This window comes from Fundidesulfovibrio putealis DSM 16056, assembly GCF_000429325.1.
GTDB classification, from domain to species: domain Bacteria; phylum Desulfobacterota; class Desulfovibrionia; order Desulfovibrionales; family Desulfovibrionaceae; genus Fundidesulfovibrio; species Fundidesulfovibrio putealis.
Genome location: NZ_AUBQ01000004.1, coordinates 86,727 through 105,520 on the forward strand (window position 1 = coordinate 86,727; position 18,794 = coordinate 105,520).

Consider the following 18,794-nt stretch of genomic DNA (forward strand, 5'->3'; position numbering starts at 1 on the left):
GGGTTACACTAGGTAAGCGACTCCGGCATCCACTCCAGCCCGACATCCCCTTCGGCCAGCCGTCTGGCCAGATCAAGTTGCTCGGTGCGGCAACTGGCCTTGCCGTCAAGCATCGCTGCCGTGACCGTCTTGAGGATTTCGCCGTAGCGTGGTCCGGGCTGTATGCCCAGATGTTTCAGGTCGTCTCCGCCAATTTCGATATGTTGCATGCGCAGCGTGGTCAGATACACAGAAATGGAGCGCTGTACAGCCTCTTTGGGATTCCTGGCCATGAGGTACAAGACTCCTTCCAGGGGCAGGTCCTTCAGGAGAAAATACAGTTCGCTGTAGAGTCCTTTGCGGTATTCCCATTCGTAGATGGATTGCGCTGTGTCGCGGATGGAGTGGCGCAGCACCAGGAATTCCTGCTCAAGCTTGGAGGAGAAACTCAAGCGCCGGGTGACGCCCCGCACCTCCTCGTCCTCCATGCCCGCGCACAGCCCCAGGAAGAATATCCGCCAGATTTCCGGCTTGGGCTCCACGTACAGCAGCCGATACCAGGTGATCACCCGGTCGGCCTCGGCCAGCACCGTGTCCTTGCGCTGGTCCAGGGCCAGAAGCGGGTGGATGGCGGCCAGCAGGCCGAACTCGTCCATGCGCCGGATGCAGGCCAGGGGGTTGTCGTCTTCCATGATGTGGCGGATTTCATGGAACACGCGCGGGCCGGAGAGCTTGTGCACGAAACGGTTGGTGATGGCGTTTCGGATGAGCCGCTCGGTCTGCGCGCCGATGCGGAAATGGAAGCGCTGCTCGAAGCGGATGGCGCGCAGGATGCGGGTGGGGTCCTCCACGAAGGACAAGGAGTGCAGCACCCGGATGACCTTCTCCTTGATGTCTCGCTGCGCGCCGAAGAAGTCCACCAGCTTGCCGAAACTGTCCGGCGCAATATGCACGGCCAGGGCGTTTACCGTGAAGTCGCGACGATACAGGTCCATCTTGATGGAGGAGAGCTCCACAGTGGGCAGCGCCGCCGGATACTCGTAGTACTCCAGGCGCGCGGTGGCCACGTCCACGCGCGTGTCGTCGGGAAGGATCACCACGGCGGTCTTGAACTTGCGGTGCGACTTCACGCGCCCGCCCATTTCGCGGGCAAGGGCTTCGGCGAAGATGATGCCGTCGCCTTCCACCACCAGGTCCATGTCCAGGTTGGGCCTGCCGAGCATGAGGTCGCGCACGAACCCACCCACCACGTAGGCCTCGTAGCCCATGGCCTTGGCCAGCGAGCCTGCGCGCTTGAGCAGCGCATAGTGCTTGTCGGGCAGGCGGTCGCGCAGGTGTCCGGCCACGCTGCGCTCGGACTTGCGCTCCGCGCCAACGGATTCCGGGATGCGCGCCGGTTCGCGGATCAGGGTGTTTATGAGGTCCGTGCGCGTGACCACGCCCGTCACCTCGCCGTTCTCCACCACCGGCACCTGGCGCTGACGCTGGCCCAGCAAGATTTCCATGATGTGGTACAGGTCGGTCTTGGGGGTGATGGTCTGCGCGCCGTGCATCATGTAGTCGCTGGCGTCGGCGGTGGCCAGGCCGTGCTTCATGGCCTTGTCCACGATGTCGTGCTCCAGGATGCCCAGGCAGGATTTGTCCTCGGAGCTTATCACCGGCACGGCTTTCAGCCCGAAGCGCGACATGAGCTCCTGCGCCTCAGACAGGGGCCTGTTGTCCTCGATGACCTGTGCCGGGCGGCTCATGAGGCTCTCGGCCAGGATCTGCGGGTTCACCTGGGAGGAGAGCAGGGCCAGCAGTTCCTCCTTGGCCTGGGGGAGCGTCTTGTCCTTGATGGAGGCCGAGGCCGCGTAGGTGTGGCCGCCGCCGCCGAGCGAGGCGCAGATGCGCCCCACGTCCACGTCCGTGGTGCGCGAGCGCGCCACCAGATGCACCCGGTCCTTCATCAGGGCCAGGGCGAACAGCACCCGGATGTTCTCCATGTCCATGAGCTTGTGGGCCAGCAGGGCGAAATCTCCTACGTAACTGTCCAGCGTGGCCTGGGTTATGACCACCTCCACGCCGTTGAAGTCGTAGGTGACGGCGGATTCGATCAGCCCGCTCATGATGGTGATCTGCTCGGAGGACAGCTCGCGCGTCAGCAGCTCGGACAGGGTGGCCAGGTCCATGCCCTGGCCCTTGAGCCAGGCCGCCGCCGTGAAGTCCTCCTCCACGGTGGAGGAGAAGGTGAAGGAGCCGGTGTCCTCGTAGATGCCAAGCCCCAGGAAGGTGGCCTCGTCCGGCGTGAGGGTCAGGCCGCGCTCGCGGATCATGTGGGCCAGGATGGTGGTGGTGGAGCCCCAGGTTTTGACCACGCTCACCTGGGCCGGGACGTCCTCCTCGGAGTCGGGGTGATGGTCGTAGAGGTGCACGGCCACGCCCGGACGTTCCAGCAGCGGGGCCACGTGCGGCACGCGCGACTTCTGGCGCGTGTCCACCATGACCAGCGTCTCTACGGAGTCCGGGTCGATGTCCTTGAAGGTCTTGAAATTGAAGAGGTACGTGGCGCTCTGGATGAAGAAGTTGCGGATGTTCTTTTCCTGGCTGCCTGGGAAGATGAGCACGGCTCCCGGATAGAGCTTGCTGGCGGCGATCATGGCCGCCAGGGCGTCGAAATCCGCGTTCATGTGGGCGGTGATGACCGTGGGAGCGGACAAGCCTTTTTGAGGCTTGGAAATCATGAATCCTTCCTTGTGGTTCTGGAGCGGGGGTGATGGCTGCGGTGGATGGCGGTCAGCCGGTCCGCCTGGACGTGGGTGTAGATTTCCGTGGCCGAGATGTCTGCGTGGCCAAGCAGCAGTTGCACGGTGCGCAGGTCCGCGCCGCCCTCCAGCAGATGCGTTGCGAAAGAATGGCGCAGGCTGTGCGGGGAGATGTCCTTCACGATGCCCGCGTCCAGGGCGTAGCGCTTGATGAGCTTCCACACGCCCTGGCGGGTGAGGCCCTTGCCGGAGCGGTTCAGGAACACAAGGTCCGTCACGGGTTTGAAGGCCGGGCGCACGGTCTGGATGTAGCGCGACAGCAGATCCTGGGCCAGGGAGTGGATGGGCACCAGTCGCTCCTTGTCGCCCTTGCCGAACACGCGCAACACCCCGGACTGGGCGTCGAAATCGAGCGGCGTGAGGCTTATGAGTTCAGTCACGCGCAGGCCCGCCGCGTACAGAAGCTCCAGCATGGCCCGGTCGCGGAATCCGAGGCTGGTTTCCATGTCCGGGCGAGCCAGCAAGGTTTCCATCTCGTCGCGGCTCAGGACGTCAGGCAGGGTGCGCGGCAGCTTGGGGGCCTCGATCAGCGCTGCCGGGCTCAGGTCCAGCCAGCCCTCGGCCACGGCGTGGGCGAAGAAGCCGCGCATGCTGGACAGATGACGCGCCAGCGACCGGCTGGTCAGGCCCTTCTGGCGCAGGAACATGAGATACAGGAAGATGGTCTGGTCGGACACGTCCTCCACCGAGGAGGAGCGCTCCGAGAGAAAAACCTGGAAATGTTGCATGTCCTGGGCGTAGGCCGCCAGGCTGTTCTCGGAGAGCCCTTTTATCACCAGAAGGTGCTCGAGCCATGCGTCCGCCCACGGGTGCAGGGGGGGCAGGGCCGCCGCTTGCTGCTCGGAGCGCGGCGTGCGTTCAGGTTTGGGCGCCTTGGACGGCGTGCGCAACGGCTTGGTTTTTATTGACACTGCTGGGGCCTCTTTTTATGACCGGGGCTTCTTTATTCCATTTCTTGCGCCCGCGCGCAATCGCCCCAAGGAGCGTACCATGCCTCAGTTCAAGATGGCCGATCGTCTGGCCGCACTTCCTCCGTATCTTTTCGCCGAGATCGACCGCGTCAAAAACGAGGTGAAGGCTCGCGGCGTGGACATCATCAGCCTCGGCATCGGCGACCCCGACATGCCCACCCCCGACTTCATCGTGGACGCCCTGTACGCCTCCGCCAAGAAGCCCGAGAACCACCAGTATCCATCCTATGTGGGCCTGCGCACCTTCCGGTCCGCCGTCTCCACCTGGTACAAGGGCCGCTTCGGCGTCGACCTCGACCCCGACAACGAGGTCGTGAGCCTTATCGGCTCCAAGGAAGGCATCGCGCACTTCCCCCTGGCCTACGTGAACCCCGGCGATCTGGTGCTGGTGTGCACCCCCAACTACCCCGTGTACAACGTGGCCACCGGGTTCGCGGGCGGCACCACCAAGTTCCTGCCCATGACCGACGCCAACGACTTCCTGCCCGACCTGGACAGCGTCACCGACGCAGAATGGGACAAGGCCAAGATGATCTTCACCAACTTCCCCAACAACCCCACCTCGGCCTGCGCCCCCAAGAGCTTCTACGAGAAGCTGGTGAAGAAGTGCCGCGAGACCAACACCATCCTGGTGGCCGACGCCGCCTACACCGAGATGTACTACAACGAGGCCGCCAAGCCCATCTCCGTGTTCGAGATCCCCGGCGCCAAGGACGTGGCCATCGAGTTCCACTCTCTGTCCAAGACCTACAACATGACCGGCTGGCGCATCGGCATGGCCGTTGGCAACGCCGATTTGGTCAAGGGTCTGGGCAAGATCAAGGAAAACGTCGACTCCGGCATCTTCCAGGCCGTGCAGGAAGCGGGCATCGCGGCCCTTGAAAAGGGCGACGCCTATGCTGAACAGTTCCGCGCCGTCTACAAGGAGCGCCGCGACACCCTGGCGGCGGGCCTGAAGAAGATCGGCATCGACTTCCGCCTGCCCGAGGCCACCTTCTACTTCTGGTGCAAAGTCCCCCAGGGCCACGAGACCAAGGCCTTCGTGACCAAGGTGCTCCAGGAGACCGGCGTGGTGGTCACCCCCGGCAACGGCTTCGGCTCCCCCGAGGCGGGCGAGGGCTACTTCCGCATCGCCATGACCGTAGGCAAGGAGAAGATCGAGGAGGCCCTGTCACGTCTGGCCAAGATGTAGCGGCCTTTGTCGCCCTGGGCTCGAACCTGGGCGAACCTGCTGCGATACTCACGCGGGCTGCCGGGCGCATGGACGGGATTCTTCCCGGCGTGCGGCTGGCGGCCCGCTCGCGCATCTATCACAGCGCGCCCCATGAACTGGCTCGCCTGGAGTACCCCTGGGCGGAGGTGTTCCGGACGGTGAGGGAGGAGCCTCCGGCAACGCCCTGGTACGCCAACATGGTCGTGCGCCTGGGCTGCGTCCCGCAGGTGACGCCTGAAGCCTTGTTCGAAGCCCTGATGCGCCTGGAGGCGCAGCTCGGGCGAAACCGGCTGATGGAGCCGCGCTGGGGTGCGCGTTTCGTGGACATCGACCTGCTCGCTTTCGGGCGGGAGCGCCGCAGCACTGAACGCCTGACCCTGCCGCATCCGCGCATCGCGCAGCGGGCCTTCGTGCTGCTGCCCCTTGCGGAAATCGCGCCGGAGGAAGTTTCGCCGGAACTTTTCGAAGGTTTGTCTTTTTCAGCGTGCGATACTATGATATTCTGAACGTCAGCAAAAAAGGACCGAGCGCATCATGTGGAAATTCGTCATCTTCGCCGTCGCCGCGTTCATCCTCTGGAAGATGTTCGCCGGCGACATGAAGCGTCGCAAGGAAGAAGCCAAAAAGGAACAGGAAACCCTTATCGCCAAGGGCGAGATGGTCAAGGACCCGGCCTGCGGCTCCTATGTTTCCCCGGACAACTCCGTACGGCTTCGGGAAGGCGACAGGACGCTGCACTTCTGCAGCTACGAATGCCGCGACAAGTACCTGAAACAACTTGAGTCCTCGAAAACGAAAGAGGGGTAACGCATGAAATTTTTCCTCGACAGCGCAAGCCTGGATGAGATCAAGGCAGCCAAGGACATGGGCATGCTCGACGGCGTGACCACCAACCCTACCTTGTTTTCCAAGGAGAAGGGCAACTGGCACAAGATCGCCGAGGCCATCTGCAAAGAGGTCGACGGCCCGGTGAGCCTGGAAGTGGTGGGCACCACCGCCGAGGAAATGCTCAAGGAAGCCAAGGATCTGGTGAAGTTCGGCCCCAACGTCGTGGTCAAGATCCCCATGCTGCTGGAAGGCCTGAAGGCCGTGCGCCAGTTGAAGGCCCAGGCCATAGACGTGAACGTCACCCTGATTTTCCAGCCCCTCCAGGCCCTCATGGCTGCCAAGGCGGGAGCGACCTTCGTGAGCCCCTTCGTGGGGCGCATTGACGCCATCGGCGGCGACGGCATGGCCGTGGTGGAAGAGATCGTCACCATCTTCCAGAACTACAGCCTGGAAACCCAGGTGCTCGTTGCCAGCATCAGGAACCCCACTCACATCGTGCGCGCGGCCCTGATGGGCGCGGACGTTTGCACCGTGCCCTTCTCCGTGATGAAGGAGCTCATCAAGCATCCCCTCACGGACCTTGGCCTCGATGCCTTCCTCAAGGACTGGGGCAAGGTGGAGAAAGGCTAGCTCCGCGCGGCATCTCCCCTTCGGGATATAATTTCGCTTCGCATCGGCGAGGCCAGCGAAACCAGCGAGGCCCGCGAGGCAGGATTAGGCGACCCAGCCTCTCCGGCCTTGCGGGCTCGTGCGAGACAGGCCCGAGCGTCATGGATGCTAGACTGAGGGTATGTGCGACTTCAGGGGCATAGTCATGAAGATAATGAAAGCTCGATTCGCAGACGCCGCATCGGCCCGCTTCCTCCTGGCCGCGTCTGGATTGTCCCGACTGACAGCGCCGGGCATTCCGGGATGCTTCGGCAAGGCCATCCAACCCGTGAACCGGTTCCTGCCGTGACGCTCTCCGCTCCAACTCCCGCGCTCGACTGGCGCAGCGCCGACGCCGTGCCCTCCAGCCTCCCCATGCCGGAGCTCTTCCTTGGCGCGTTGCGTCCTGGCATGCGCGTGCTGGACGTCGGCTGCGGCGAGGCCTGGATTGGCTGCGAGGTGGAGCGCTGCGGCGTGCGCTATGTGGGGGTGGACGTGAACCGGGCCAGTCTGGCCCGCGCCAGCAGCCGCCGTCTGGTTGTAGCCGGGGAGGGCGGGCGTCTGCCCTTTGGCGACAGGGTGTTCGACATGGTGATGCTGCGGGCCGTGTTGACCGTGCTGGTGGATGAAGGCGAATTGGCGGACGTGTTGCGCGAGGCCTTCCGGGTGTGCCGGGGCGTGGTGGGCATCCAGGACTTTCTTCAGACCTGGGAGAATCCGGTTTACAGCGCGCGCTACGAAGAGGGGCTCAGGCTCACCGGGCGTCACGGCGTATTCCCTGTGCGCGAGGGCGGCACGCTGCTCTATTGGGCCAGGCATTTCACCCTGGACGAGCTGTCCGGTCTGATCGCCCAGGCGGGCGGGGATGTTGCCGAAGTGGTGGAGGGGCCTTCGCCCACGCGCAGCGGCAATCTCATTCGTGGCGTGGCGCTTCTGGCGAGCCCGCAGGTGTAGTCTTTCACTCACCAGGGCTCTGCCCTGGACCCGGCAGGGCTCCGCCCTGCACCTGCCAGGGGGATGATCCCCCTGGACCCTCAGTAGGCTTCGCGTCGCGTGTCGTCACAATGTCGACGGCATGCGCACCAGCACCTTGCGCGCTCCGGGGCGCGCTGCCAGCCTGAACGCTTCCTCCACGTCTTCGAAGGGCAGGACGGCTTCCACCAGTCCAGACGGATCGACCAGGCCATGAGACAAATGGTTCAGGGCCAGGGCAGTGTCCCCGCAACGTGAGCCGATCAGGGTGATCTCACGCACCACGATGCGCGAGATGTCCAGACAGGACGCCGCCTCCGTGGTGGATTTCAGCACGATCACCCCTTCGTCGCGCACAAGCGCCATGGCCGAGGTGATGCCCTCCGGCCTGCCCGTTGCTTCCACCACCACGTCGAACGGGCCGGAAATATCCCCTGCCAAAGCCGTGCGCACGCCTTGGGCAGCGGCGATGGCCAGCTTGTCCTGGTGTTTGCCCACAAGAACGACGCCTGGGCACAGATGCCGAAGTGCAAGCGCGATGAGCACTCCCAGTTTGCCGTCTCCAAGCACCGCCACCCGGTCACCTGCGCGCAGGTGTACCTGTTGGCCCACTTCCAGGGCTGCCGCCAGAGGCTCGGCGAACACTGCTGTCTGGTCGTTCACGTTGTCCGGCACGATATGGCAGTTCCAGACGGGCAGGGTGAGGTACTGGGCGAAGGCCCCGTCCTTGCCCAGGATGCCGAGCACGGTCCTGCCTGGGGCGTGGCGATTGTCGCCGGGGCCGGAGCCGATGTTGATGTCTCCCACTACGCGCCTGCCGACCAGCTCCGGGCGAGAGGGTGCGGATTCCACCAGCCCCACGAACTCATGCCCGGGGATGCCGGAAAAGTTCATGTATCCTTTTAAGAGTTCCAGGTCTGTGTTGCAGATGCCTGCCATCAGCACGCGGATCAGTGCCTCGTGCGTCTCGGGGCATGGCATGGGAGCATCTGTCAGCCGCAGGGAGCCTTCTGAAATGCGTACTGCTTTCATTGTGAATATTCTCCGAAAAGGCTTGGTTCAGGGGCGGTATTTCGGGTTTGTGCCATTATCCGCGTTGACCCGCCAACATTTTCCATGCATCCACAGCCTATGTCACACACCACGGCCATAGCCGCAGCCCCTGGCCGTCTCGACCAGTTCTGGGCAGAGACCCTTTCGCAGCAGTCTATCACCCGCGCCAAGATCCAGGAATGGATCAAGGCCGGACACGCCACGGTGGATTCCGCCGTGATCTACAAACCTTCCCACAAGCTTCGCGGGGGCGAGTCCCTCGAACTGACCATGCCCGAAGGGTGCGCCGCGCCCGAGGCGGAAGAGGGCGGCCTGGTCGTCCTGTACCTGGACGAGGACGTGGCCGTTCTGGACAAGCCCTTCGGCCTGACGGTGCATCCCGCGCCCAGTTGCCCCGAGGGAACGTTGGTCAACCGCCTGCTGCACCATTTCCCGCAGCTGAAGAACATCGACGGCGAGCGCCCCGGCATCGTGCACCGCATCGACAAGGACACGTCCGGGCTTCTGGCCGTGGCCCTGAACGAGCCGGTTCGCCTCAAGCTCTCGGCCGCCTTTGCCGAGCGCGAAGTGAAGAAGACCTATCTGGCGCTCCTGCACGGCCGCCCCGCCAAGGACGAGGCCGTGATCGACGCCCCCGTGGGGCGCGACTCCGGCCACAAGACCCGCATGGGCGTGGTGCCGAGCGGGCGAGAGGCCGTGAGCAGCTACCGCATCGTCTGGACCTCGCCCGACAAACGCGTGAGCTTGGCCGAGGTGGACATCGCCACCGGGCGCACCCACCAGATACGCGTGCACATGGCCCATGTGGGGCATCCGCTTTTGGGCGACGCGCTCTACGGGCCGCACAAGGTGAACATGCTCAGGCGCGAGGACCCCATGCTCCTGAAGCTTGCTTCGCGCCAGATGCTGCACGCCTGGAAGCTGAGTTTCACCCATCCCGTTTCCGGCGAGATGATGGACTTCACCTGCAAGCCACCGCGCGATTTCTGGCGCATCCCCCTGCACCTGAGCCGCAAGCTTCAGCGCGTGGGCGTGCTGGGCCTGCCGGGCAGCGGAAAGAGCACCGTGCTGGACGCCCTGGCGGAGCGCAAGTGGGCCACCTGGAGCGCAGACCGCTGCGTGGCCGAGTTGTACCAGCCCGGAGCGGACTGCTGGCACATGTTGAGCTCGCGCTACGGGGAGCGTTTCGTGCCCGATGCCGAGTCCCCCGTGAACAAGGCGGCGTTGCTGGAAGCCATGCGCACGTCCGAGAGCTTCCGCCGGGAGCTCATGGATGTCCTCTATCCCATGGTGCTGCACAAGCTGCGTGCCTTCTGGGAGGCGCAGGGCGAAGCCCGCGCGGCCTTCGCGGAAATCCCCATGCTGCTGGAGGCCGGGTGGCTGGGTTCCGACGTGGTGGACCTGGCCGTGGGAGTCTCCTGCCCAGGCGAGCTTCGCCATAAGCGCCTTGCTGAAAAACGCGGCTGGGACGAGGCAACAATCGCTCTGTTCGACGCATGGCAGTGGCCCGAGGACAAGAAGCTCGGCGCGTGCCGCCACATTGTGGACAACTCCGGCTCCATCGACCAGACCCGCGCGGGCGTGGACGAACTGCTGACCAAACTGCGCTGCGAACGCGCAGGCGAGATCTGGAAGCTCCTGGCCTGGATGCGTTCGAAGGACTACGCGTAACGATGCCGGGCGCGGCACGGTCCGCGCCCGCAAGCGATATCACGAGCGATCATGATACCCCTGAAGGACAACATTCCCCGCATCCGGCGGCCCGTGGTGGTGATCACGCTCTTCGTGCTGAACCTGCTGGTGTTCCTTTTCGAGCAGGCCATGCCGGAGAATATGCTGAACATGTTCCTGCACTTCTACGGGGCTGTGCCTCTTCGGATCATGGACCCGGAGTGGGCCGCCATGATGGGCTATCCGGCGGACGGGTGGCTGAGCGCGGGCACGTACATGTTCCTGCACGGCGGCTGGCTGCATTTTCTTCTGAACATGTGGGTGCTCTGGGTGTTCGCAGACAACGTGGAGGACGCGCTGGGCCACTGGCGTTTCCTGGCCTTCTACCTGCTTTCGGGCGTGGCGGCGCTGGTTCTGCATGTGCTGTTCAACACCACCTCCACCATGCCGGTGGTGGGCGCGTCCGGGGCCATTGCCGGGGTGATGGGGGCCTATTTCCGCCTGTTCCCCCAGGCGCGCGTCATCGTGCTGATCCCCATTTTCTTCATTCCCTGGATCGTGGAAGTGCCTGCCGTGATTTTCCTGGGGCTGTGGTTCCTCATCCAGGTGACGTCCGGACTGATGGCCGCCTCGCCGCTGACGGACGGGCAATCCGTGGCCTGGTGGGCGCACGCGGGCGGCTTCGCTTTCGGCATGCTGCTGGTGCGGTTCTTCGGCAGGCTCGACTGCCGCTACTGCTACTTGCCGGAGAGCCGGTCCTACGAACGCCAGTGATCCGTCCGCGCTGGACAACGGCGGGCATCTGACTTACCCAACCTTTTTTTCAGCGGTTTTAGCGTTTTGTCCCGACCCAAACACGAGGCTTCAATGCTCATCATAGAAAATCTGCACGTGACCATCGGCGAGAGGGAAGTGCTCAAGGGCATCGACCTGGAGATCAAGGAAAACGAAACCTTCATCCTGTTCGGCCCCAACGGCTCCGGCAAGACCACCCTGCTCATGACCCTGATGGGATTTGGCAACTACACCATCACCAAGGGGCGCATCCTGTTTCGCGGGCACGACATCACCCACGCCCCCATCTACGAGCGCGCCAAGCTCGGCATCGGCATGTCCTTCCAGCGTCCGCCCACCATCCACGGCCTGAAGCTCCGGCATCTGGTGAGCATGGCCGCCCAGGGCAGACCCGTGGCCGTGGACGCCATGGCCAAGCGCGTCAATATGACCGATTTCCTGGAGCGCGACGTGAACGCCGGGTTCTCCGGCGGCGAGATCAAGCGCTCGGAGCTGCTTCAGCTTATGAGCCAGCAGCCGCACATGGTGCTCTTCGACGAGCCCGAATCCGGCGTGGACCTGGAGAACATGAAGCTCATCGGCCACACCGTGCGCGAGCTCTTGGGCGGCGAGTGCGCCATGGGCACCGAGCGCAGCCTGCGCATGGCCAAGTGCGGCCGCCACGTGGCCGGGCTCATCATCACCCACACAGGCTACATCCTGGAGTACATCAACGCCGACCGCGGCCAGGTGATGTACGAAGGCAAGCTGTGCTGCGAATCCAACCCCCGCGACATCCTGGATCACATCACCCGCTTCGGGTACCAGGAATGCCTGCGTTGCCTGGCCTAAACGGAGTGCCCCAATGAAGCCCATCAATCTGAAAGAATTCGACTTCAACGCCCCGGCTCCCGGCCAGATCGCCGACCTGAACACCCTGAGCGAGGCCGACAAGCACCAGCTGCTCATGGCCGGGGTGGACGTCTCCACCGACGCGGTCAGCGGCACCTACATGCACATGGACCACGGCGCGGTGCACTGCAAATCCCGCCGCGCAGGCGTTGAGATCATGGACATCAAGGCGGCCATGGCCAAGTACGACGGCCTGACCGAATACATGTGGAAGCTGATCGACAAGGACAAGGACGAGTTCACCCGCGCCGCGTACGACAACCTGCACGGCGGCTACTTCATCCGCACCGAGAAGGGCGCGAAGATCACCGAGCCGGTGCAGTCCTGCCTGTTCATCAAGGGCGACATGACCGGCCAGGCCGTGCACAACATCGTCGTGGTGGAAGAGGACTCGGAGCTGCACATCATCACCGGCTGCTCAGTGGCGCACGATTCCAAGGGCGCGGCCCACATGGGCATCTCCGAGTTCTACGTGAAGAAGAACGCCAAGCTCACCTTCACCATGATCCACAACTGGGCCGAGAACACCGTGGTGCGTCCCCGTTCGGCTGGCGTGGTGGAAGAGGGCGGCGTCTACCTCAACAACTACGTGCTTTTGAAGCCCGTGCGCGACCTCCAGATGTACCCCACCATCACGCTCTCGGGCAAAGGCGCTGTGGCCCGGTTCAACTCGGTCATGGTGGCCCCCGAGGGCTCCTACCTGGACACCGGCAGCCGCATCCTCCTGAACGCCCCGGACACCAGGGGCGAGATGATCGCGCGCACCATCACCACCGGCGGCCACATCATCGCCAGGGGCCACATCGCGGGCAACAGCGTGCCTGCGCGCGGCCACCTGGAGTGCAAGGGCCTGATCCTTGGCGGCGGCATCATCCACGCCATCCCGGAGCTGGAAGCCACCGTGGACGGCGTGGAGCTCTCCCACGAGGCGGCGGTGGGCAAGATCGCCCAGGAAGAGATCGAATACCTCATGGCCAGGGGCCTGAACGAGGAGGAGGCCACCTCCACCATCGTGCGCGGCTTCCTGAACGTGGACATCATGGGGCTGCCGCCCAAGTTGCAGCAGGTGATCGACGAGACCATCAGCGAATGCGAAAAGGACTTCTTCTAGGTCCGGACGGCGAAACTTCTGCTTGAGACTACAAGCCGGGGCGGGATGCGCGAGCAGCCTGCCCCGGCTTTTTCGTTTGTATCGGAGTACCCGGCTGTCAGGATTTTCGACTTTTCGAGTCGGGATGCGTCCAGGCAGGCTTGCCAGCCTGACCGGCCCGATGCTACCAAGACCCATGCCCGGATTCAAAGGACATATCGCCGGATCGCTGGCGGCCACGGGAGCGGTCCTCGGCGGTGCGTGGTGGCTTGGAGTGTACAGGCCGGAGCCCAAGGTCATGGCCATGCTGGCCGTGCTGGGGGTGCTCGGGGCGCTTTTCCCGGACGTGGACACCAACTCGAAGGGGCGCCACCTCTATTACGGGGCGGCGGTCATCGCGGACGCGGTGCTCATCCTCAAAGGGGAGTACCGCTACGCGGCGCTGCTTGGGTTCTGCGCCATACTGCCCGCCGTGGGGTCGCATCGCGGCTGGACGCACACCTGGTGGGCGGCGCTGGTCATCCCGAGCCCCATCCTGATCGCGCCCATAATCCTCATGGGCATGACCTGGCAGCCGCTCATGCCCTTTTATCTGGCGGCGGTGCTGGGGTATTATTCCCACCTGTTCATGGACGGGATGATCTAGCGCTTCACCTGCTCGATTATTTCTCTTTGCTCTCAAACCTGTCGTGCACGTCGATGCCGTGGAAGGTGAACACCACTGGAGAACAGGTCCCGGCGGTGATGAGGTGCAACTCTGTCTTGAACTGCGCGCCGGGCCGGACACCGTACTTCTTCAGGAACGCGGGGCCGGGGGCTTCGCCTCCGGCGAGGGTCAGTTCGTAGGTCTTCGCGGGCTTGTAGAGCGGGTGCCTCACGGCTCCGGCTGGCGTGAAGGTGAAGACCACCCGGTAGGACTGATAGGGAGGGGCAGGCGCGCCAGCGCCTGCGCGCGGAGCAGGCTGCACGGCGATCACGTCAATCTTTCCCGGAAAATCAGCGTAGGAGCAGGGGCCGCCCACACGCTGGGCTTGTGCTGCCTGCGTTGCTAGAAACACTACAAGAAACGTTGCCATCAGCAACCGGCACATGGTCGCAATCCGGCGCTTTGCGTCTGAGAGCATGCTGAGGACCTCCTGCGTGGGGATCTGTACGAAACGGAACGAGACCGCAAAACAGCAAGGGTGCTCAGAGCCCCGCGAGATCGGACCCCGTGTTCTTTCTTCCAGGAGATTTATTATAGGCTCGATTCAGATATCGTGCTAGGTTGAAATGGTGGCCTTTCCCTGGGTATCCGAGATATCAGGAAAAGCTCACCTTGACCGAGCCACCCCTGGCAAGGAGCGGTCCAGATGAATACCAAACAAGAGAGCACCATCTCCAACGGCCATATTCTGATCATCGACGACAATGAGAACAATGTCGAGCTGCTGGAGGTGATTTTGAGCACGGCGGGCTACCTGGTGCGCTCCACCCCAGACGGTGCCCAGGGCCTGGCCGCCGCCAGGGCCGACCCGCCTTCATTGATCCTCCTGGACATCCTGATGCCCGGAATGGACGGATTCGAGGTCTGCCGCCGCCTGAAGGACGATGAGGCGACGCGGGACATACCGGTCATCATCCTGAGCGCCCTCATGGAAACCGCCGACAAAACCAGGGGGTTCGACCTCGGTGCCGTGGATTATCTGACCAAGCCCGTTCAGACGCAGGAAGCCTTGGCCCGGATCAAAACCCATATGGCCTTGTCCAGCGCCACGAAGCTGCTACGCACCCAGAACCTGCAGTTGAACCGGGAAGTCGCCGAGCGCAAACGGGCCGAGGATGAGTTGCGGCGGCACAAGAACAACCTCGAGGTGGAGGTTGCCGCGCGCACCCTGGAACTGACGGAGGCGAATCAGAAATTCCGTGCAATCTTCACCGAGGCCAGGGACGGCATCGTGTTGACCGACCCGGAGACGGGTTTTGTGGTTGATTGCAACCCCGAATTCCAGCGGCAAAGCGGCAGGGATTATCAGGCCCTCCGGTACATGCGCATCTGGCAGCTGCTGCCCGAGGCGCACTCCAAGGAAGGCAGGAATGCCTATGACGCCATAGTCCGGACAGGTGAAGGCAGCCTGGAGATCGAGTTGCGCAGGCCCGACGGGTCGGTGCTCATTGCTGAGTATATGGCCAAGGTGGTCGTTCTCCCCGACCGCAGCTTCGTGCAGTTCATCGTGAGGGACGTCACCCAACGCAGGAACCTGGAAGAGGAACTGGCCAAGGCGCACCACTACATCACGAACCTCTTTGACTCCATGCCGTCGCAAATCATCGGAGTGGACCCGCAGGGCAAGGTGACGCACCTGAATCTGGCGGCTAGTGCGGCAGTCGGGCACACGGTGGAGTCGGTCGAAGGCAAGTCGCTGGAGGACGTGATTCCACGGTTCGCCGACCACATGAAGAGCATCAAGCAGGCGGTCCTGGAACGAAGACCTGTCAGCATCGAACGGCAACCCTGCTGGGAAGGCGGCCAGCTGTGCTATCAGAACATCATGTTCTATCCCTTGGTTGCCGACGGTATCGACGGCGTGGTCATCCGGGTGGATGATGTCACTGAGCATGTGCGGATCTCGGACATCTTGATCCAGTCGGAGAAGATGGCCTCGGTGGGTGGCCTAGCCGCCGGCATGGCCCATGAGATCAACAACCCGCTGGGCAGCATCGTCCAGTCGGCCCAGGTGCTGCAGAAGCGGTTCGAGCCTGATCACCCGACGAACGTCAAGGCGGCGGAGGAATGCGGTTGCACGATGCAGAGCATCAGTTGCTATGTTGAAAAAAGAGAGGCGATGCAGTTCCTGGCTTCCATTCGGGAGTCGGGGGGGCGGGCCTCGAAGATAGTACGGACCATGCTTGATTTCAGCCGAAAGAGCGACACAGTCCGCGCCCTGGTCAACATGAACGACGTTCTGGACAAAGGTCTCGAGCTCGCTTCGTCCGATTACGACCTGAAGAAGAAATACGACTTCCGTCGCATTACAGTGGTTAAGCAATACGGTGCCGACCTGCCGCCGGTTTCCTGCATTCAGTCGGAAATCGAGCAGGTTATTCTGAACCTCCTCAAGAATTCGGCCCAAGCCATGGCCGAGCATGCTTCCGGGGACAGGGTGCCGACCATCACCCTTGCGACCAGCCGCGAGGGGGACAAAGTCAGGATCGTTGTGGAGGACAACGGTCCGGGCATAGCGGATAACATCCGCAGGCGCATCTTCGACCCCTTCTTCACCACCAAACAGTCGGGGGAGGGAACCGGCCTGGGCTTGGCCGTCTGCTACTACATCATCAGCACGAACCACGACGGTACGATCGTTATGGAGTCAGAACCGGGCGCCTGGACCAGGTTCATAATCGAATTGCCTTTTCAGGCGCAGGCCTGAGGCCTGACCAGGCGTCAGGCGGGGAGAAACGAGCGGATCTGGTCCGGGAAGGCGCGGGTGTCGATCGGCTTGGTGATGTACCCGTCGAAACCTGCCTCGAGGGCTTTTTCCCGGTCGCCCTTCATGGCGAAGGACGTCACGGCGATGATCTTGATGCCGCTGGTCTCCGGATCCTTTTTGAGCTTCCGCATGGCCGTCATCCCGTCCATGACGGGCATCTGCATGTCCATGGCAATCAGATCCGGTTTGTTGGCGCGCGCCATGCTGACGCCGGATTCCCCGTTCTCCGCTTCCAGAACCTCGTAACCGTGATACCGCAGGAGGAAGCTCAACAGTTCACGGTTCGAAAGAGTGTCTTCCACTACCAGGATGGTGGCGGGCATCTCAACCTCCTGTGCCTAGCGGCAGCACGAACGTGAACATGCTCCCTTTACCGGGTTCGCTGACCACCCATATCCTGCCGCCATGGAGTTCGACGAACTTCTTCGTCAGAGCTAGGCCGAGACCGACCCCTTGATACCGTTTGTCGTACGGGGACTCGAGCTGGGAGAACTCCTTGAAGAGCAGGGGAATATCATCCGCATTGATGCCGATTCCCGTATCAGACACGGAAATCCGGACGAATTCTCCCGACAGGTCCTTGAGTTCCAGGGCGTGCCCTTGGTCCTCCGTGAAATCTCGGGGCAGCGACACCCGCGATGTGTGGATGTGCACCGCTCCGCCATCCTGCGTGAACTTGAGCGCGTTGCTGAGCAGATTGAACAGTATCTGCTTCAATTTTCTGCTGTCGGCCCGGAGCATGATCTCCGGGCCGGGGTCAATTTCATGGCTGACGGAGATGTTGTGCTTCAGTGACTTTTCCCTGAGCATGGCAATGGATCCGTTCATGATGTCGGTAAGTGGGAACTCGGACTCATCCAGTTCCATTTTTCCGGATTCCACTTTGGCTAGGTCCAGGATGTCGTTGATCAGGCTCAGCAGGTGCTTTCCGCTCTCGTAGATCATGCCCATGAATCGCTGCTGTTTTTCGGTAAGCTCCCCGGTGAGGCCGTCGATAATGGCCTCGGAAAAACCAATGATGGAGTTGAGCGGCGTACGCAACTCGTGGCTCATGTTGGCCAGAAAGTCCGACTTCGCCCGGTTGGCGATTTCGGCCTGCTGCTTAGCGGCTTCGGCTTCTCGTTTACGCGAGGCGAGTTCGACCTCGGTTTCCTTGCGCTGGGTGACGTCCCTGATCGCGGCGCTGACCAACAATCCATCGGCGGTTCGCAGGGGGCTCAGGCTTATCTCAACGGGGAATTCCGTCCCGTCCTGGCGCTGGCCATAGAGTTCGAGACCGACGCCCATGGAGCGCACCTTGGGGTTCTGGAAATAACCTGCCCGGTGTTGCTTGTGCCTCTCCCTGAGCCGTTCGGGCACCAGTATGTCCACCTGGAAGCCCAGAAGATCCGAGCGTCGGTATCCGAAGAGGCTTTCCGTCTGGGCGTTCACCAGCTTGATCTCGCCGTTCGTGTTCACAATGACCATGGCGTCCGGTGCGCTTTCCAGCAGGCCCCGGAACATGGCCTCCGCCTTGTTGCGCTGGGTGACGTCCCTTGCGGCGGCGAACACGCCCAGCACATTGCCCCGCAGATCCCTGTACACCGATGCGTTGTACATGACGTCCACCTGCCGACCGTCCCGGTGGCTGATGGTCAGGGGGTAGTCGGTGACGAACCCCTTCTCGAAAACCTGGAGGTAACCGTCTCGGGCCTTTTGTGGCTCGGTGAAATAGTTGGAGAAATCCGAACCGATGAGTTCGTCGCGAGACCTGCCCGTCAGAGTGATCGTTGCCTCGTTGATGTCTGTGATCTTGCCTTCGGAGCTGATGGTGACCAGGGGGTCCAGGCTGGCTTCAATGAGGCTTCGCGCGTACCGGGAAGCCTGCTTCTGCACCGTCACGTCGCGCACGGCCGCTATCACCAGCAGGCCCTCGGCGGCATGCAGCGGGCTCAGACTAATCTCCACGGGGAATTCCGTTCCGTCCTGGCGCTGTCCGTACAGTTCGAGGCCCACCCCCATGGCCCGCACCTTGGGGTTCTGGAAATATCCAGCCCGGTGTTGCCTGTGCTTCTCCCTGAGCCGTTCGGGCACCAGCATGTCCACCTGTAAGCCCAGAAGATCCGAGCGTCGGTATCCAAAGAGGCTTTCCGTCTGGGCGTTGACCAGCTTGATCTCGCCTCTCGTGTTCACGATGACCATGGCGTCCGGGGCGCTTTCCAGCAGTCCTCGGAACATCTGCTCGGTCTGCATGTCCTGGGCGGAGACCGGAACGGAAAGGGGGACGCTTCCCGGGCCAGCCTGTTCAGTGGTTGTTTCCTGGAGATTCCAGTCGTCTTTGGTTGTCACATAACCTCCCTGATGCGAAGCCAGAGGCGGTGCGCAGGGCGGAGGCGTTCGCACGAGGCCAGCAGGAGCACACGCCCA

Annotated in this window: 18 protein-coding genes; 12 read left to right on the top strand and 6 right to left on the bottom strand. The window is 62.8% G+C overall.

Annotated elements, in window-relative coordinates; translation table 11 throughout:
* Positions 1 to 8: 8 nt before the first annotated feature.
* Positions 9 to 2,702: a CBS domain-containing protein gene (locus G453_RS22125; RefSeq protein WP_043644296.1), complete on the bottom strand. Its 2,694-nt coding sequence runs from the start codon at positions 2,700 to 2,702 to the stop codon at positions 9 to 11.
* Entirely contained in the window at positions 2,699 to 3,607 is a 909-nt protein-coding gene (xerD, locus tag G453_RS0103305; RefSeq protein WP_027189896.1) for a site-specific tyrosine recombinase XerD, read from the bottom strand. The genes G453_RS22125 and xerD overlap by 4 nt, the downstream gene beginning before the upstream one ends.
* Before the next feature lie 166 nt (positions 3,608 to 3,773).
* On the opposite strand from xerD, the gene G453_RS0103310 reads away from it, so the two are divergent.
* From G453_RS0103310 to G453_RS22130, 6 genes are all read left to right on the top strand, one after another.
* Positions 3,774 to 4,946 (top strand): LL-diaminopimelate aminotransferase, encoded by a 1,173-nt coding sequence (locus G453_RS0103310; RefSeq protein WP_027189897.1) that lies wholly within the window; start codon positions 3,774 to 3,776, stop codon positions 4,944 to 4,946.
* 14 nt (positions 4,947 to 4,960) lie between these two features.
* Positions 4,961 to 5,473, top strand: a complete 513-nt coding sequence (gene folK, locus G453_RS28345; RefSeq protein ID WP_084502114.1) for a 2-amino-4-hydroxy-6-hydroxymethyldihydropteridine diphosphokinase — start codon at positions 4,961 to 4,963, stop codon at positions 5,471 to 5,473.
* A 28-nt stretch (positions 5,474 to 5,501) separates the two neighbouring features.
* Positions 5,502 to 5,774, top strand: coding sequence for a YHS domain-containing protein (locus G453_RS0103320; RefSeq protein ID WP_027189899.1), 273 nt, complete (start codon positions 5,502 to 5,504; stop codon positions 5,772 to 5,774).
* Positions 5,775 to 5,777: 3 nt separating this feature from the next.
* Entirely contained in the window at positions 5,778 to 6,425 is a 648-nt protein-coding gene (fsa, locus tag G453_RS0103325) for a fructose-6-phosphate aldolase (protein WP_027189900.1), read from the top strand.
* Positions 6,426 to 6,609: 184 nt separating this feature from the next.
* Positions 6,610 to 6,753, top strand: coding sequence for a hypothetical protein (locus G453_RS27745; RefSeq protein WP_156920788.1), 144 nt, complete (start codon positions 6,610 to 6,612; stop codon positions 6,751 to 6,753).
* The gene (locus G453_RS22130) at positions 6,750 to 7,397 is read left to right on the top strand and encodes a class I SAM-dependent methyltransferase (protein ID WP_051271584.1); all 648 of its coding nucleotides are present in this window, start codon (positions 6,750 to 6,752) and stop codon (positions 7,395 to 7,397) included. The genes G453_RS27745 and G453_RS22130 overlap by 4 nt, the downstream gene beginning before the upstream one ends.
* A 105-nt stretch (positions 7,398 to 7,502) precedes the next feature.
* On the opposite strand, the gene G453_RS0103340 is transcribed toward G453_RS22130, so the two are convergent.
* Positions 7,503 to 8,447, bottom strand: coding sequence for an MDR/zinc-dependent alcohol dehydrogenase-like family protein (locus G453_RS0103340; protein WP_027189901.1), 945 nt, complete (start codon positions 8,445 to 8,447; stop codon positions 7,503 to 7,505).
* A 99-nt stretch (positions 8,448 to 8,546) separates the two neighbouring features.
* Here G453_RS0103340 and G453_RS22135 point away from each other — a divergent pair, with 99 nt between their 5' ends.
* The 5 genes from G453_RS22135 (at position 8,547) to G453_RS0103365 (ending at position 13,561) form a co-directional block, all read left to right on the top strand.
* Positions 8,547 to 10,139 carry a dephospho-CoA kinase gene (locus G453_RS22135; RefSeq protein WP_051271586.1) on the top strand — a complete coding sequence of 531 codons (1,593 nt, stop codon included), beginning with the start codon at positions 8,547 to 8,549 and terminating at the stop codon, positions 10,137 to 10,139.
* Between the two features lie 51 nt (positions 10,140 to 10,190).
* Complete coding sequence (locus G453_RS0103350; protein WP_027189902.1) at positions 10,191 to 10,913, top strand: rhomboid family intramembrane serine protease; 723 nt, start codon at positions 10,191 to 10,193, stop codon at positions 10,911 to 10,913.
* Positions 10,914 to 11,006: 93 nt separating this feature from the next.
* Positions 11,007 to 11,765 carry an ABC transporter ATP-binding protein gene (locus G453_RS0103355; protein WP_027189903.1) on the top strand — a complete coding sequence of 253 codons (759 nt, stop codon included), beginning with the start codon at positions 11,007 to 11,009 and terminating at the stop codon, positions 11,763 to 11,765.
* 13 nt (positions 11,766 to 11,778) lie between these two features.
* A complete protein-coding gene (locus tag G453_RS0103360) occupies positions 11,779 to 12,936 on the top strand; it encodes a SufB/SufD family protein (protein WP_027189904.1) in 1,158 nt (385 codons plus the stop codon).
* Between the two features lie 175 nt (positions 12,937 to 13,111).
* The gene (locus G453_RS0103365) at positions 13,112 to 13,561 is read left to right on the top strand and encodes a metal-dependent hydrolase (protein ID WP_027189905.1); all 450 of its coding nucleotides are present in this window, start codon (positions 13,112 to 13,114) and stop codon (positions 13,559 to 13,561) included.
* A 16-nt stretch (positions 13,562 to 13,577) separates the two neighbouring features.
* Here the strand turns inward: G453_RS0103365 and G453_RS22140 are convergent, their stop codons facing one another.
* Positions 13,578 to 14,039, bottom strand: coding sequence for a hypothetical protein (locus G453_RS22140; RefSeq protein WP_051271589.1), 462 nt, complete (start codon positions 14,037 to 14,039; stop codon positions 13,578 to 13,580).
* A gap of 228 nt (positions 14,040 to 14,267) precedes the next feature.
* Here G453_RS22140 and G453_RS25970 point away from each other — a divergent pair, with 228 nt between their 5' ends.
* Complete coding sequence (locus tag G453_RS25970) at positions 14,268 to 16,328, top strand: response regulator (RefSeq protein ID WP_051271591.1); 2,061 nt, start codon at positions 14,268 to 14,270, stop codon at positions 16,326 to 16,328.
* 14 nt (positions 16,329 to 16,342) lie between these two features.
* On the opposite strand, the gene G453_RS0103380 is transcribed toward G453_RS25970, so the two are convergent.
* Together G453_RS0103380 and G453_RS25975 are read right to left on the bottom strand one after the other, a co-directional pair.
* Positions 16,343 to 16,711 carry a response regulator gene (locus G453_RS0103380; protein WP_027189906.1) on the bottom strand — a complete coding sequence of 123 codons (369 nt, stop codon included), beginning with the start codon at positions 16,709 to 16,711 and terminating at the stop codon, positions 16,343 to 16,345.
* A gap of 1 nt (position 16,712) precedes the next feature.
* Positions 16,713 to 18,716, bottom strand: a complete 2,004-nt coding sequence (locus tag G453_RS25975; protein WP_051271593.1) for a PAS domain-containing sensor histidine kinase — start codon at positions 18,714 to 18,716, stop codon at positions 16,713 to 16,715.
* Between the last annotated feature and the right edge of the window lie 78 nt (positions 18,717 to 18,794).

Excerpts from the sequence above, each read along its gene's own strand:
- fsa (WP_027189900.1), top strand. The coding sequence starts at position 5,778 with ATGAAATTTTTCCTCGACAGCGCAAGCCTGGATGAGATCAAGGCAGCC.
- G453_RS22135 (WP_051271586.1), top strand. The coding sequence starts at position 8,547 with ATGTCACACACCACGGCCATAGCCGCAGCCCCTGGCCGTCTCGACCAG.
- G453_RS0103310 (WP_027189897.1), top strand. The coding sequence starts at position 3,774 with ATGCCTCAGTTCAAGATGGCCGATCGTCTGGCCGCACTTCCTCCGTAT.
- G453_RS0103320 (WP_027189899.1), top strand. The coding sequence starts at position 5,502 with ATGTGGAAATTCGTCATCTTCGCCGTCGCCGCGTTCATCCTCTGGAAG.
- G453_RS0103350 (WP_027189902.1), top strand. The coding sequence starts at position 10,191 with ATGATACCCCTGAAGGACAACATTCCCCGCATCCGGCGGCCCGTGGTG.
- G453_RS22125 (WP_043644296.1), bottom strand. The coding sequence starts at position 2,702 with ATGATTTCCAAGCCTCAAAAAGGCTTGTCCGCTCCCACGGTCATCACC.
- G453_RS0103360 (WP_027189904.1), top strand. The coding sequence starts at position 11,779 with ATGAAGCCCATCAATCTGAAAGAATTCGACTTCAACGCCCCGGCTCCC.
- G453_RS0103355 (WP_027189903.1), top strand. The coding sequence starts at position 11,007 with ATGCTCATCATAGAAAATCTGCACGTGACCATCGGCGAGAGGGAAGTG.
- G453_RS0103340 (WP_027189901.1), bottom strand. The coding sequence starts at position 8,447 with ATGAAAGCAGTACGCATTTCAGAAGGCTCCCTGCGGCTGACAGATGCT.
- G453_RS22140 (WP_051271589.1), bottom strand. The coding sequence starts at position 14,039 with ATGCTCTCAGACGCAAAGCGCCGGATTGCGACCATGTGCCGGTTGCTG.
- G453_RS0103380 (WP_027189906.1), bottom strand. The coding sequence starts at position 16,711 with ATGCCCGCCACCATCCTGGTAGTGGAAGACACTCTTTCGAACCGTGAA.
- G453_RS25970 (WP_051271591.1), top strand. The coding sequence starts at position 14,268 with ATGAATACCAAACAAGAGAGCACCATCTCCAACGGCCATATTCTGATC.
- G453_RS27745 (WP_156920788.1), top strand. The coding sequence starts at position 6,610 with ATGAAGATAATGAAAGCTCGATTCGCAGACGCCGCATCGGCCCGCTTC.
- G453_RS0103365 (WP_027189905.1), top strand. The coding sequence starts at position 13,112 with ATGCCCGGATTCAAAGGACATATCGCCGGATCGCTGGCGGCCACGGGA.